The organism is Hungatella sp. L36, assembly GCF_014288035.1.
Genome location: NZ_JACOPC010000004.1, coordinates 280598 through 294940, shown reverse-complemented (window position 1 = coordinate 294940; position 14343 = coordinate 280598). Strand labels below are relative to the sequence as shown.

The window sequence follows — 14343 nt, the reverse complement described above, 5'->3', positions numbered from 1 at the left end:
ATTTCTCGCCTTACGCCGCCCGATAAAACGTCTTCCATTTCCCGCTCCGGTACCGTCCCACAAAACAGATCACACGAACCACCCAGTCCAGTATCATGGCGCACCACACGCCGACGGCTCCCATCCCGAGGCCGACGGCCAGCAGATAACCGGCTCCCAGCCTCACAATCACCATGGACAGGATGGAGATGCACATGGGGAATTTGACATCGTTTGCCGCCCGCAGAACATTCGTCAGGGTAAATGACGCCGGCCACAGAATGATGGCACATCCATCATGGATCAGCACCAGCACCGCCGCCAGCTTAAGGGTTTCCTCCGAAAGGCCGTACAGCTTCATGGTGAGCGGCATGGTGAGAATCACGCCCAGGCAGCAGAGTCCGCTGATGAGATACGTAAGCTTCATCATTTTCTTAGTGTAATATTCCGCCTGCTCAAAATCGCCAGCACCCACACAACGGCCGATCACTGTGATCATGGCCAGATTCATGGCCTGTCCCGGAAGCACTCCCATTCCATCCAGATTGTTGGCGACCGCGTTGGCCGCGATCTGTGTCGTGCCAAAGATGGCGATGATGCTGACGACCAGTACGCGTCCCAGTTGGAAGATGCTGTTCTCGATTCCGCCCGGAATCCCGATATGAAGGATCTTTCCAATCATTCCGCTGTTCCAGCGAAGCCGTCCGAAGCTGACATGAATCTCCAGCCCCGTATTGTGCAGGCGGATAACCAGAATGACACACGCCGTCATACGGCTGATCAGCGAAGCCAGCGCCGCGCCTGCCACGCCCCAGTGGAATCCGAATATAAACAGAATATCTCCCGCCACATTGATGATATTCATGACGATGGACGCCTGCATGGAAATCCTGGAATTTCCCATGGACCGAAACAGCGCCGCACAGGAATTATAAATCGCCAGAAACGGATAGGAAAGCGCCGACAGTATCAGATAGATCAGCGCGTTGTTCATCACGTCATCCGCAATCCCGCCGTACAAAAGTCTCAGAAGCCCGTGCCGGAACAAAATCGCCCCCACCATGATCACAATGGAGATAAGCCCCGTGATCATCATCAGCTGATCCGCCGCCTCACACGCCCGCTTCCGGTTTTTCTGTCCCAGAAACTGTGATGACACCACCGCGCCGCCGGTGGAAACCGCCGCGAACACATTGATCAGCAGGTTGTTGATCATATCCACCAGGGATACGCCCGATGTGGCCGCCTCGCCTGCGCTGGAGACCATCATCGTGTCCACCATGCCCACGGTCACCGCCAGAATCTGCTCCACAATGAGCGGCGCAATCAGGCGTTTCAAATCGCTGTTTGTAAATAAGTACTGTTTCTGCCGGCCTGGCTCTGAAACGCCTCCCATGCGCTCCGGAGCGGACTCTTTTCTGGCCATACTGCCTGTCATACTCTCTTCCTCTGTCTTCCTGATGTAATCTTCTTTCTCTTATCTCTTATTTTTTATTTCTTATGCAGAACCGCCATGGCCGCATAATGCAGCACCTCAAACTCCGGCGGCACAATCCGGTTCAGCAGGTCTCTGTGTTCCTGATCGAAGCATTCTGTCTCCTCAGTGGTAAGGGAGGCGCCGATCCCCCGGCATGCCCTGATTCTCCCATTCCAGCTCTCTCTCGTAAAGGGAACGGACACATCGAACATCGTCTGCTCACCGATGGTGAAGTACTCCTCATAAATTTCGGGAATTTCAATTGGATGCCGTCTTTCCCTGCATCCGGTCCATTTCGGATTATATTTTAGGACCAGTTCTTCGCTCTTTCCAGCCACTTCGTCCTCAAACGGAAGCCACGCCATATAAAGAATCACAAATGTTCCGCTCTCCTTTAAGATGCGGTGAATCAACGGCGCCAGTTCTTCGTGCTTAAAGTAGAAGAAGCACTGACAGGCGGTCACCACATCGAAGGCACCGTCCGGAAATCCGGCTTTCTCAGCCGGAATACACTGGAACTGTATATTCATGCGTCCCTCTTCCGCCAGCTTCTTAGCCTGCCCGATCTGATTCTCCGAAATGTCGATACCGGTAAAATCCGCTCCGTACTGATACAGGTTCCGCGGAAGGACTCCCGTGCCCGTCCCAAGGTCCAGGACCTTCTGCCCGGCCTGGCACAGCCCCAGATCCAGAATCTTCTGATAAAACTCTTGGGGATAAATGTCTCTGTATTTCGCATAATCAGCCGATGCCCGGCCCCAGTCAAACACTTTTCCATGATCGATTTCCGTATTCCTCATCCCATTTCCTCCATTTCTGATAGGCCTGCATCTGCTGCCGGTTCTGCCTCTGCTCCTGGTTCTGCCTCTGCTCCTGGTTCTGCCTCTGCTCCTGCCTCTGTTCCTGGTCCTGCCGCTTCCACTACGTCTACCTATCAGGCTACTCCATACTTGATTTTCCGTCAAGAAGCATTTTAACGAATCTTCCTTGCTTCCTGCTTCGTAATATGGTAAATTAACAGCACATGGCCTCCATTGCCATGGATAATCCTGTTATGAAAGGAGGCGCGGGCTATGAAACTCTGTATTGATACTGCTCCATGCAAAGTCTGAATTACGGACGTACTTTCATGGAGATGAACAATCGGTTCGTCCGGACAGACTTTGCATTTTAACGTAGAACCTAAAATACGCTAAAAGGAGCAAAGTCATGAATAAAAAATTACATATTCTCTTCGAAGGGCTTCACACCTTCCTGATCCTGTGGGTGACCCAGTCATTTTCTGCACTGGGCAGTTCCATGACCAGTTACGCGCTCGTCGTCTGGTCCTACCAGCAGAAGGGCTCTGCGCTGACCACTGCGCTGCTCTCCATCTGTTCCTATGCGCCCTATGTGCTTCTCTCCATCTTCGCGGGGGCCTTAAGCGACCGATGGAACAAGAAACGCACCATGCTGGTCTGCGACAGCTTCGCGGCGGCGACCACACTGCTGATCCTGATCCTGCTGAAGACGGAGAATCTGGCGCTGTGGCATCTGTACATACTGAACGCTTTAAACGGCCTGATGAACACGCTTCAGCAGCCCGCATCCGATGTGGCGGTCAGTCTTCTGACTCCGCGGGAACAGTACCAGCGCGTATCCGGTCTAAGAGCCTTTTCCAATTCACTGGTTACGGTTCTCACACCAGTACTGGCCACCATGGTATTTTCCTTTGCAGGAATCGACGCAGTGCTGGCCTTCGACCTGATCACGTTCTCCGCCGCATTCATTACGCTGGCATGGTTTATTACGATCCCACAGGCGGAGGCGGACGGAAACAGGGAAGAATCTGTACTGGCTTCCGCAAAAGAAGGCCTCAAATACCTGAAAAAGAACCGGGGTATTCTGAATCTTATCCTGTTTCTGGCGGCCATCAACTTAACCGCGTCCATGTACAACGCCGCACTGCCCGCCATGATTCTTTCCAGAAACGGGGGAAGCAGGATCGCACTCGGTATGGTAAACGCCTGCACGGGCGTGGCCAATCTGGCCGGAAGCCTGCTGGTCTCTTTCTGCCATCCACCCAAAAGCAGGGTCCGGGTTATCTGCAATTCCCTGCTGATCGCCATGTGCACGGAAAACTTCTTTCTGGCCTTCGGCAGACAGCCCTGGGTCTGGTGCGCAGGCGCCATCCTGGCCTGGATCTGCATTCCATTTATGAATGCGAACATGGATGTGCTGTTCCGTTCACGGATCCCGCTGACCATGCAGGGACGCGTCTACTCCGCCCGCAATACGCTGCAGTTCTTCACCATACCGGTGGGATACTTACTCGGCGGACTGCTGGTGGACCGGGTGTTTGAACCGCTCATGGCATCGCAGCAGCCAGGAAATCTTCTGGCGGTGATGTTTGGAACCGGGAAGGGTTCCGGAGCGGCGGCGCTGTTTTGCCTGCTGGGTATTCTGGGCGTGGCTACCTGTCTCGTCTTTCGAAGAGATCGACATATATGGGAACTGGAAGAACCTGAATAAGATTTTTCAGTTTCTCCTTGAAATACTGGAATGCTTACAATAGAATGCGGTAGATGATCCTGCAATCATCTACCGCATTCTATTGCTCAATTTCAAATATCCTTTTTTGATATGTATCAGAATCTACCACTGAAACAATACAATTAAGCCATGCTAACTTTTTTCTAATGCTTCCCTGCAACTCTCTCATAATGGTTTTTTTTGACCTTGATTCACACCCAAAATCGCCTTCCAGAAAAAGTATAACCAATAGTTGTTTGCTGCCAAGTTTGGCAGCGGAAGAGACCAGAATATCTGTATATCCTGATAGTTTTTCTGCAGCTTCACAGCCAGAGGATTTTGTATATGCTCCAATCAATCCCCCTATTGTCATTGCCACCTTTTCTGCTATTTCTATATCAAGGCTGTCTCTTCCTGCTGTATGAACTGTAGTATGGGATGTATCTCTTTTTTTATTATTAGGCCAGATACGCCAATTAGCATCGGCTTCATGTCCCTTACAGTTTTTAACTTCTGTAAGTACCAACCGTCCAGCCTGAATTGACATAAAGTCTACACCTTTAGCTGAAGGCAAACGATTCACATAGTTTCTATAAAAATTGCTGTCATCATATTTTATAGCTTTCGATTCATTTTCAAATATAAATTTGAGTCCACTTTCTTCAATTATCATATATTATATCCTGTTCTTTCATGTATAGAGCATCAAACTCCTCCATAATGGAATTATGCTCCAGATCTGATACGCAATCAGCAGATGTATACTGTATTTTTCCATCTTCTTGATATAGTGACACAAAATTAAATTCTAAATTATCCTTATTAAGTTTAGGATATGTCGAAATTAAATTAAAACTCTGTTGAACGAAATAATCATGCGTCGTTATAAAAACCTGTACCCCCATCTTTGCCAATTCCACCACTGCTTCAGCCAGGTACTTCATCATTTTGGGATTCATGTTCGTTTCCGGTTCATCCCAAAATAAGATTGCATGTTTATCCAGACTGCCCGAAGATATCAAATATATGATGGTTGCCAGTTTCCTATATCCTTCTGAAACCAGCCCCATCTCAAATTCACCTGCTCCTTTCATTCTCAAATAAAATTTCTTATCTTTTTGTACAATACTTCCATCCATAATTTTCTCAAAACTAGCCAACACTTTATTTTGTTCCGCAGTATTCGCGCCTCTCTTTAACGGCCTGTCCAAAAGTTTTGTAAGGTCATAATACATCTCCTCAAAATCTATGTCATAATGTTCATAGAGCGATTGAAAATGCTCTGTCGCAGAAATCATCTCTTTAGGGGGAATATAAATTGGTTCAAATTTCTTTAAATCGCCTACCCCTAACTTTATATCTGCATGACGTTCCTGGCGATTACCAAACCCTATTGATATACTTTCTTTTTTCTCCAATCCCAATTTTATGTCTGTTCTGTTACTTCCCTGTTTTCTACTCACCAATCTTCCTATTTTCTTATCATCGGGACGGAATATCCCCACCATTTTCTCTACTACCGCTGTTTCAATTTGTTCTTGTGTCATCATCGACAATTTCTTATTATTAACTGATTTTAAGCAAGAGTACATTAATTTTATTAATGTTGTCTTTCCTGTACTATTTTCTCCACAAATTATATTAATGTTAGGAGACCACTTAATTTTAATACTGTCTAAAATCATGAAATTTTCAACATCTAAATAAGTTATCTTCATTCATTCACCTCATACTGCTTTATTTTCTTTTATTTTTTCCACTTCTCTTTCGTGATAAACATTTAGATTATTATACTATACTTAGATAATAAAAAAAAGGTATGACTACTATTTTGCCATACCTTAAAAGCTTACTGTTACAGTTCACAGACCTGGCAGCCCCCTTCTGCCCTGTACTGGCTCGGCCACATCCCCGTATTTTTCTTAAATACTTTGCTGAAATAGACCGGGTCCGGGTAACCGGACATCTCCCCGATCACTGCCACGTCAAGATCCGGCTGGCGTATCAGCAGTTGTTTCGCATAATTGATGCGAAGGGCAGTCAGATACCGGACCGGAGACTCATCGTGGTATTTCTTAAACAGATGGCTTAAATAATCCGGAGCAAATCCCAGCTTATCCGAGATATCTCCCATGGAAATCTGTTTCTGGAAATTCTCTTTCAGATACTTCTCCACACAATCCGCAATCTCCTCCTTCCCCAAGGTTTTTAAGTGCTCCGGCACACTGGCCTGAAACGTATCATTTTCACTGTCCAGCTCAATAAGCAGCTTTGTGAGCGCCTGCTCTAACTGTTCCTGTCTGATGGGCTTCAAAAGGAATCCCTTCACCTGGTATTCAATGGCCTCCTGGGCCAGGGTAAACTCGTTGTATCCGCTGATAATCAGAATTTTGATGGACGGATACGAGGCGTGCAGGACACGCGACAGTTCCAGACCGTTCATAAAGGGCATCTTGATATCGGTGATAACCAGATCCACGTGGTTGGTTTTTATAAATTCCAGGGCGCTGTCCCCATCCTCGAAAGCGCCTTTGACACAAAACGGCAGGGACATGGAATTAATTTTCTTCACCAGATTTTCCAGAATAAGAAGTTCGTCCTCCGCGACCACTACATCATACTGTTTTCTACTAGCTGTTTCTGACATTTGCAATGCTTCCTCCCATCGTGATGCAGGCTCCTCCCTCCGGGTCGTTCTCTACCGTAAGGATGGCAGACGGACCGTACTGGAGCAGAAGCCGCAGATATACATTTTGAAGTCCCATTCCCCCTATTTTCAGGCGGGTGATGTCCTTGGAATCCCGAATGGATTCCAGGGTGTGAGTCAGTTTCCTAAGTTCTTCCCCGGTAAAGCCCACACCGTTGTCCGTGATCCTGATCAGCCACTTTCCGGCGGCTACGTCCAAATATCCCCGCACAGTGATGTGCCATGGCGGCTTTTTCATGAACGCATATTTCAGAGAATTCTCTATGATGGGCTGAAGGCTTAACTTGGGAATCTGGATCTCCCCCATCCGCTCATCTAAGGTAAAATCACAGGTCAGCCGCCCCCTGTACCGGACGTTCATACAGGCTAAATACTTCTGTGTATACAAAAACTCATCGCTGACCGGCACACGGATCTCGCTTCCCGTCGATGTATACCGCAGATAGTCACAGAGATTTTCCGTCAACGTGATGATCTCCTGGTTCATGTTTTCCTCCGCCATAACACTGATATTGGCCAGATTATTATAGAGAAAATGAGGCTTCATCATGGACTGGGTGGCGATCTCCTTGGCACGGATCTCATTTTCCTGCGATTTCAGCATCTCCATGGTTGAGGCGTTCATCTTGTTGTACATGTCCCGGAAGGAAGTGATCAGCGTCTGTATCTCCTCGTAATGGCTCTGGGGCAGGGAGACGGTGTCGATGGTATGGGAAAAGACATCATCCAGCACCAGCGTCTCAAAGGTTTCCGTCAGTTCTCCCACAGGCTGCAGGATTCTCCGGGATATGGAGAAGCAGACGGCCATGGTGAGGAGAAGCCCGGCAACCAGCACAGCCAGGAACAGAAATGTCGGCGTGGCCAGGGACCTGGTTATGACGCTGTCCGGTTCGAAAACGTATATCTGCCATCCTACAGTTTTCACAGTCTGACGATGCAATGCATTCTTCCTTCCGTTCTCATCTCTGACATGAACCGTCCGGCCGGCGGGAATATCCTGTTTTTCCGCCAGTACTGCGGTTAAATGGGCCGTCTCTTCTCCACGCTCGTCCACAGGATAGATGAGTTCCCCGTTCCTGTCCATAATCAGAAGGCTAAGAGACGGGTTTGCCGCGGTAAGGCGGTCGATAAAGCTGAAAAAGGTGTCACATTTCTGCAAGACCTCCACCGCTCCCTCCATTTGATGGACATCGTCAAAATAAAGTCTGGTCAGGGAAATGTAATATGGTTCATAGGGAATCGCCGCTGTCGGTATGAAATGGGAGATTGGCTGTGGAGTGCTCATGATCTTGTATCCGTTTTCAGCCAATACATCGCTGTACCAGCTTTTTTCCTCCAGATTGATCTTCTTGTTGTATGTATAAAAACCGGTGCCTACGGAAAAACCATTTTTATGATAGAGATTGATCTGGGCGACCGTCTGCTGCGGGCCGATCATGGCAGATATGGAATTATAGATGGCCTGTACCTGGGTATAGGTTTGCTGAGTCCCTAACTGATCCACATGAATTCCCCGGATCCCGGGCAGAATGTCTTTGGAATAGATCGTGTTTAGGGACACCGTGGACATCTTCTCGATCTCCTGTTCCATATTGGAACAGGCAGAATCGCAGACATTCTGGAGATTCAGATATTCGCTGGCTCTTAAATTTTTTGTATAATAAATATAAAATGCGGTCAGCATTGCGGTAAAGGTCACAAAGATTACCAGGAAATAATACCGCGGCAGCGATTTTTGCAGGGACGGTGCTTTACGTTTCATAACTCCTCCTGTGGCGTCAAAAAAGTACAAGGGGCAAAACTATTTTGTGCATGTTGTTTTATTTCTAGTTATTGTACTATAGAACATAGTAAAAAGCTACTAAAAACTTTTTTAAAATTAGATGGAGGATTGCTATGAAGAAAAAAACTGCACTACTGTTAACGATGGCCCTTGGGGTATCCTGTCTGGCCGGCTGCGGCAGTCATACGGCGGAAAAGAGTACGGACCAGACATCATCGGCGGCCGGCACAGAAGCCGCTTCCGGCAAAAATAAAAACGTGACGCTATCATTTGGAACCCATCAGTCCGGTATCCCATCCTGCGGAGTCCTTCAGGATCTTGCGGGCCAGTTCGAGGAGGAAACCGGTATCAAGATCGACTTCCAGGTCTCTCCGGACGCCCAGTGGCGTGACCTTTTAAAAGTAAAACTGGACTCAGGAGAGGCACCGGATATCTTCTGCGTGGATGCCGATCCTTTAAGCCTTTACTCCCGTGTCCGCCCGGATGAGACCTGCGTGGATTTAAGCAGCGAGGAATGGGTGAACCGCATGGCAGATTACGCAAAAGAGTGCGTGTCCTATGACGATAAAATCTATGCCATCCGTTTTGCAGAGCCAAAGCTGAATTTCTATAATTATAACAAAAAGATATTCGCCGATCTGGGTCTGGAGATCCCTGCCACCTACGAAGCGTTTAAAACAGTCTGCCAGAAAATTCAGGATTCCGGGACTATCCCGATTTACGAAGCGACGCAGAGCGCATGGCATCAGTGCGTACCGCTCTACGGCAGCGGACCTTACTTTGAAAAGCTGGAACCAGGCTTATACGACGCGTTAAACAATAACGAAAAAGACATCAAGGACGTGGCTATGATGAAAACCATCTTAGACCAGATGAAAGAATTTGCAGACCTGGGATATTACGGTGAAGATTACTTAAGCAATACCGTAGACGCGGCAAAGGACGAGATTGGAACAGAAAAAGCGGCCATGTATCTGGCGGCTCCCGGCTTTGCCTTACAGGTGGAAGAAGCGTATCCGGAGATGAAGGATCAGATCGGTATTTTCCTGATGCCGTTCGGCGACAATGACGTGCTGGCAAACAATGCCTCCAGCGCCGCCTACTTTATCAATAAGAAGAGTGAAAACGTCGAGTATGCCCTTGAATTTTTCCGTTTCCTGGCCAGACCGGAGAATTTACAGTACAGACAGGACAACAATCCGGAGGAAATGGGACTCTGCTGGCCGGAGATCACACCTTCTTACCCGGATGAATTCAACAAATATATCGATTCCCTGGAAAGAGGAACCATCATGCAGGTAGGCGTAAAATATATTGATCCCCAGTTTATGGATACGGGAAAAGATATCGAAGCCATGTATACAGGAGCCATGACATCGGATCAGGTGATGGAAAGCATCTCCAGAAGACGGGCGGAGCAGGCAGAACTGCAGAAAGACCCGGCCTGGGAATAAATCGGAGGGCCTATGAAGACAAATAAACTATATCCAACCTGGTTTACCCTTGGCGCACTCATCTTCTATCTCGGTCTGTTTTTTCTGCCGGGCATTATGGGAATCGGGTATTCCTTTACGGACTGGAACGCTTACAGCAGCGAAGTAAACTTCGTAGGCTGGAAAAATTACTTAAAGGTTTTTGAGGGTGGTACGAATTATGGAATGTTTATCAAAAATACCTTTGTATTTACTGCGATAAGCTCCATCACCAAGACCACGCTCGGAATTGCTCTGGCCATCCTGCTTACCAGCAGGATGGTAAAGATGAAAAGCATGCACCGGATGCTGGTGTTTCTTCCTCAGGTCATGTCCTTTCTGATCATCGGCCTGGTGTTTAAGAACATACTCCATCCCAGCCGCGGCTTTATCAATATCACATTAAAAACCGTTGGGCTCGATTTTCTGGCCCAGAACTGGCTGGGAGACTTGAATTTTGCATTTAAATCAATTTTTGCCGTCGATGCCTGGAAAGGTACGGGATACGTAATGATGGTGGTCATCGCCGGGCTGAATTCCATATCCTCTACCTATTACGAGGCGGCGGAGCTGGATGGCGCCGGTTTCTGGAGTAAATTCCGGTATGTGACGCTTCCGCTCCTTAAAAACGTAATTATCAGTGTGACCGTATTAAACATCACCTATGGCTTTCGCGTATTTGACTTAATCTACAGCCTGACAAACGGCGGCCCCGGCAATTCTACAGGTGTTATCAACACGGCGGTTTACAGCGAATTTTCCAAAGGCAATTACGCCATGGGCACCACGCTTTCCAGCCTTCTCTTTATATTTGTCATGATGATTTCCTATTTCATCTTAAAAGCAGTGGGCAACAAGGAGGTGGAACAATGAAAAAGAGACTCTGTACCGTACTGGCCAATCTGGCGGCATGGATCGCCAGCCTGATTGTCCTGGTCCCCATGCTTGTAGTTCTGGTAAATTCCTTCAAATCACAGAAAGAATCCATGGTCATGACGCTGACTCTGCCGGAAAAATTCATGTTTGAGAACTATACCACCGTGATCGAACGCGGAAAACTGCTTTCATCCTTCTTTAACAGCGCCCTGTATGCAACCTTCAGCGTACTGCTGATTCTGGCTGTTGTCTCCGCGGCCTCCTATGTGCTGTCGCGGAACCGCAGCCGGCTGCACCGGGTTATTTACTATCTCATTGTGCTGGGAATCGCCATGCCGGTAAACAATGTGGCGCTCATGAAGATCATGAAGGCCACCGCGCTTATTAACACCCGGTACGGGCTTATCTTCCTCTATGTGGCCATGAATATTCCGCTGGCGCTGTTTCTTATGTTCGGCTTCGTGGAAACGCTTCCACGGGAGATCGACGAGGCGGCTGTCATCGATGGAGCCGGTCCCATGAGGCTCTTTTCCAGCGTCATCTTTCCGCTGATGAAACCAACCATCGTCACTGTGGGAATCTTGAATTTCATGGCGATCTGGAATGACTTCTCCATGCCGCTGTACTTTATGAACAACTCCGGGAAATGGCCCATGACACTGGCTGTATACAATTTCTTCGGACAGTTCGAGCAGAGCTGGAACCTGGTGAGTGCGGACATCACTCTGACCGCCCTGCCGGTTCTCATCATCTTCGTGTTCGGCCAGAAGTATATTGTAGGCGGTGTCTCAGCAGGGGCCGTCAAAGGATGACAAAACGGATGAAAAAACATTTGAAAGGAGTATTCTGTGAAAAAAAACATTCTATATATACATACCCATGACAGCGGCCGCTATTTAGAGCCGTTTGGCGCAGCTGTAAAGACGCCGAATCTGATGAAGCTTGCACAGGAAGGAACGCTGTTCCGTCAGGCCTACTGTGCCGCCCCCACCTGTTCTCCCAGCCGGGTTGGACTGCTCTCAGGACAGTCTCCTCACAGCACCAATATGCTTGGGCTGGCACAGAGAGGATTTCAGATGGATTGTTACGATACGCATCTGTCAAATTTCCTCCGAAATCAGGGCTACCATACCTGCCTGTTCGGTGTTCAGCATGAGGCGCTAAAGCCTTCCATGCTGGGATATGACTACTGGTTTGACGAGGACTGCCATCACTCGGAGTTTATCCGCAGAGACACCGCCGCCAGTACTCACGCGGCTGACTATCTGCTGAATTATCAGGAAGACAAACCTTTTTTTATGTCCGTGGGATTTATCAATACTCACCGGCGGTATCCGGAAGCGCCCGCTGATTTTGTGAATCCGGATTACGTGAAGCCTCCGATGACCATACCGGACACGAAGGAGAACCGGAAGGACATGGCCGACTTTATGTATTCCGCAAAAATCGCCGATGATTCGGTCGGTGTTGTGCTGGATGCACTGAAGCGCTCCGGTCGTGAAGACGATACCATTATCATCTTCACGACTGACCATGGAATCGCATTTCCATTTATGAAATGCAACTGTTACGATACCGGGATCGGCGTGACGCTGATCATGAAATTCGCAGGAAACCAGGCAGTGGGAAAGGTCAGCGATTCTCTGATCTCCCAGATTGATGTTTATCCCACGATCTGTGATATGCTTGAAATAAGAAAACCGGACTACCTTCAGGGACGTTCCTTTGCCGGGCTGTTTACGGACCCGGAGCAGGAGATCAACAGCGAGGTTTTTGCAGAAGTCACCTATCACGCGGCCTATGAGCCCATGCGCTGTATCCGTACCAGCCGATATAAGCTGATCCGGTATTTTGACTACCACAACGGATACGTTCCGGCCAATATAGACGCCTCGCCCAGCAAGGAGGACATGATCGATGCCGGACTGCTGCGTCAGACCCATGAACGTGAAATGCTGTTCGACCTGGTCCTGGATCCGCTGGAGCGGAAGAACCTGGTGAACAGCAATGACTGCAAAGACGTATATGAAGATCTGCGGCTGCGCCTGGAAAACTGGATGGAACGGACCAGTGATCCGCTTCTCCGTGTCGGATACCGGGTGCCGAAGCCGGAAGGCGCATGGGTGAACCGGCTCTCCGACCTGGATCCGGGCTGTACCTTAAGCGAGGAATAGAGAGTCCGGCAAGCTGGACTCCCGCGGAGGGGCTATCTGCTTCTGGCCTCCTCCGCCCTTTCATTCATGTTGGCGATGCCGGTATCAATGTCTTCCTCCCCGATCATGATGGCGTCGTGCTCTTCCTCAATCACCTTGCGCACCGCCGCCATCTTCGCATCTACCGGGCGGTCGAACACAAAATTCGTCACGGAAAGAGCCGCCTTTCCGTCCTCCGGAAATCCCTCGATGGAAGCCAGACGGCTCACCACCCCCGGGGTGGTGATGGCGGGGAACACACTGTTATCGGCCAGAACCTCGGCCCCCGCCTCGCTGGTGGCAAAACGGACGAATTCCCAGGCCTGGTCCGGCACATCGGATTTCGCATTGATGGCGATCGGGGTGACTGAGCCAACCGTGCTTCCTGCCGGGATTCCCGCCGGATGCGGAATTCTCGTCACTCCCCAGTTAAAATCAAAGTTCCCCGCATTCCGGTCCTGAACCAGTGTTGCAATAAACCAGGTTCCCATGGGAACCATGGCGCACTGCTGCTGTTCAAAGGCACTGGTGTAGTGGATATTGCTTATCTTCAGATTGGCATAGCTCTGCATGACGCCCTCCTCCTGCATTCGGAGAGCCTGCTCATAATAAGGCTTTAAAAACGCGTAATTCTCATTCATCAGCGTATGATTCCCATCCTGCACCGCCCAGTTGGAAACCAGCGCCATCCACGTATGATGGTGCGTTCCGTAGACCACACCGCCGTCCCTCACCAACGTCATTCTCTCCGCCAGTCTCTCATACTCATCCCATGTCATATCGTCCGCCGGATACGCTTCCCCTGCCATGTCAAATAAATTCTTGTTATAGAACAGCACGTACCAGTCCTGCCGGAAAGGAAGCGTATACTGCTTTCCATCCATCTGAAGCTGGTCTGCCGCGCCGTTGTAAATGCTTAAATTCACGCCATCTCTGGCAATGTAGCTGGTCAGGTCGAGAATCTGCCCCTTTTCCCTCATGGAAATCTGCGTATCCGCGTCCTTGATCATAATGACATCCGGGTCAGACTCATTTCCCGCCAGCAGCACGGTCAGCTTATTGTTGTATTCATCCGACTGGATATCGAGCAGTTCCACATCAATCTCCGGATTTTTCTCCATAAATGCATCCGCCATCGCCTGAAACTGGGGAGAATTGGCATTGTCCCAGACGGACACCGTTATTTTCACGCGCCCCTCCTTTGTTCTGTCCGCCGCGCTCCTTCCTTCTGCCACATTGCCGCTGCCGGCCGCCGTATCTCTGCCGAGGCTGCATCCCGCGGCGCCTGCGGCTACGACAGCCAGCAAAAAAAGGACTGACGTAATCCTGCTGATTTTCATAATAAT

Annotated in this window: 12 protein-coding genes; 5 read left to right on the top strand and 7 right to left on the bottom strand. The window is 49.1% G+C overall.

Going from position 1 to position 14343, the window contains the following annotated elements; all coding sequences use genetic code 11:
• Positions 1-10 precede the first annotated feature (10 nt).
• Entirely contained in the window at positions 11-1375 is a 1365-nt protein-coding gene (locus H8S80_RS12885) for an MATE family efflux transporter (RefSeq protein WP_117631312.1), read from the bottom strand.
• A 95-nt stretch (positions 1376-1470) separates the two neighbouring features.
• Positions 1471-2256, bottom strand: coding sequence for a class I SAM-dependent methyltransferase (locus H8S80_RS12880; RefSeq protein ID WP_117631151.1), 786 nt, complete (start codon positions 2254-2256; stop codon positions 1471-1473).
• Between the two features lie 409 nt (positions 2257-2665).
• Between H8S80_RS12880 and H8S80_RS12875 the strand changes: the two genes are divergently transcribed.
• A complete protein-coding gene (locus tag H8S80_RS12875) occupies positions 2666-3967 on the top strand; it encodes an MFS transporter (RefSeq protein WP_117631149.1) in 1302 nt (433 codons plus the stop codon).
• 79 nt (positions 3968-4046) lie between these two features.
• Here the strand turns inward: H8S80_RS12875 and H8S80_RS12870 are convergent, their stop codons facing one another.
• The 4 genes from H8S80_RS12870 to H8S80_RS12855 form a co-directional block, all read right to left on the bottom strand.
• Positions 4047-4640: a DUF6661 family protein gene (locus tag H8S80_RS12870; protein ID WP_117631147.1), complete on the bottom strand. Its 594-nt coding sequence runs from the start codon at positions 4638-4640 to the stop codon at positions 4047-4049.
• The gene (locus tag H8S80_RS12865; protein WP_117631145.1) at positions 4630-5685 is read right to left on the bottom strand and encodes an ATP-binding protein; all 1056 of its coding nucleotides are present in this window, start codon (positions 5683-5685) and stop codon (positions 4630-4632) included. Before H8S80_RS12865 ends, H8S80_RS12870 begins: the two co-directional genes overlap by 11 nt.
• 137 nt (positions 5686-5822) lie before the next feature.
• Positions 5823-6614 carry a response regulator transcription factor gene (locus tag H8S80_RS12860; RefSeq protein WP_117631143.1) on the bottom strand — a complete coding sequence of 264 codons (792 nt, stop codon included), beginning with the start codon at positions 6612-6614 and terminating at the stop codon, positions 5823-5825.
• The gene (locus H8S80_RS12855; RefSeq protein ID WP_117631141.1) at positions 6598-8436 is read right to left on the bottom strand and encodes a sensor histidine kinase; all 1839 of its coding nucleotides are present in this window, start codon (positions 8434-8436) and stop codon (positions 6598-6600) included. The genes H8S80_RS12860 and H8S80_RS12855 overlap by 17 nt, the downstream gene beginning before the upstream one ends.
• A 134-nt stretch (positions 8437-8570) precedes the next feature.
• On the opposite strand from H8S80_RS12855, the gene H8S80_RS12850 reads away from it, so the two are divergent.
• The 4 genes from H8S80_RS12850 to H8S80_RS12835 are packed head-to-tail and all read left to right on the top strand — an operon-like array spanning position 8571 to position 12979.
• Entirely contained in the window at positions 8571-9911 is a 1341-nt protein-coding gene (locus tag H8S80_RS12850) for an ABC transporter substrate-binding protein (protein ID WP_117631139.1), read from the top strand.
• Positions 9912-9923: 12 nt separating this feature from the next.
• A complete protein-coding gene (locus H8S80_RS12845; protein WP_117631137.1) occupies positions 9924-10802 on the top strand; it encodes a carbohydrate ABC transporter permease in 879 nt (292 codons plus the stop codon).
• Complete coding sequence (locus H8S80_RS12840) at positions 10799-11617, top strand: carbohydrate ABC transporter permease (protein ID WP_110322994.1); 819 nt, start codon at positions 10799-10801, stop codon at positions 11615-11617. Before H8S80_RS12845 ends, H8S80_RS12840 begins: the two co-directional genes overlap by 4 nt.
• Before the next feature lie 36 nt (positions 11618-11653).
• The gene (locus H8S80_RS12835) at positions 11654-12979 is read left to right on the top strand and encodes a sulfatase family protein (RefSeq protein WP_117631135.1); all 1326 of its coding nucleotides are present in this window, start codon (positions 11654-11656) and stop codon (positions 12977-12979) included.
• A 32-nt stretch (positions 12980-13011) separates the two neighbouring features.
• Here the strand turns inward: H8S80_RS12835 and H8S80_RS12830 are convergent, their stop codons facing one another.
• Positions 13012-14337, bottom strand: a complete 1326-nt coding sequence (locus H8S80_RS12830; RefSeq protein ID WP_117631133.1) for an ABC transporter substrate-binding protein — start codon at positions 14335-14337, stop codon at positions 13012-13014.
• Positions 14338-14343 lie beyond the last annotated feature (6 nt).

What these genes read in the sequence shown, in the direction of transcription:
- H8S80_RS12830 (WP_117631133.1), bottom strand. Translation starts at nt 14,337, where the DNA reads ATGAAAATCAGCAGGATTACGTCAGTCCTTTTTTTGCTGGCTGTCGTA.
- H8S80_RS12870 (WP_117631147.1), bottom strand. Translation starts at nt 4,640, where the DNA reads ATGATAATTGAAGAAAGTGGACTCAAATTTATATTTGAAAATGAATCG.
- H8S80_RS12860 (WP_117631143.1), bottom strand. Translation starts at nt 6,614, where the DNA reads ATGTCAGAAACAGCTAGTAGAAAACAGTATGATGTAGTGGTCGCGGAG.
- H8S80_RS12850 (WP_117631139.1), top strand. Translation starts at nt 8,571, where the DNA reads ATGAAGAAAAAAACTGCACTACTGTTAACGATGGCCCTTGGGGTATCC.
- H8S80_RS12840 (WP_110322994.1), top strand. Translation starts at nt 10,799, where the DNA reads ATGAAAAAGAGACTCTGTACCGTACTGGCCAATCTGGCGGCATGGATC.
- H8S80_RS12875 (WP_117631149.1), top strand. Translation starts at nt 2,666, where the DNA reads ATGAATAAAAAATTACATATTCTCTTCGAAGGGCTTCACACCTTCCTG.
- H8S80_RS12880 (WP_117631151.1), bottom strand. Translation starts at nt 2,256, where the DNA reads ATGAGGAATACGGAAATCGATCATGGAAAAGTGTTTGACTGGGGCCGG.
- H8S80_RS12845 (WP_117631137.1), top strand. Translation starts at nt 9,924, where the DNA reads ATGAAGACAAATAAACTATATCCAACCTGGTTTACCCTTGGCGCACTC.
- H8S80_RS12855 (WP_117631141.1), bottom strand. Translation starts at nt 8,436, where the DNA reads ATGAAACGTAAAGCACCGTCCCTGCAAAAATCGCTGCCGCGGTATTAT.
- H8S80_RS12885 (WP_117631312.1), bottom strand. Translation starts at nt 1,375, where the DNA reads ATGGGAGGCGTTTCAGAGCCAGGCCGGCAGAAACAGTACTTATTTACA.
- H8S80_RS12865 (WP_117631145.1), bottom strand. Translation starts at nt 5,685, where the DNA reads ATGAAGATAACTTATTTAGATGTTGAAAATTTCATGATTTTAGACAGT.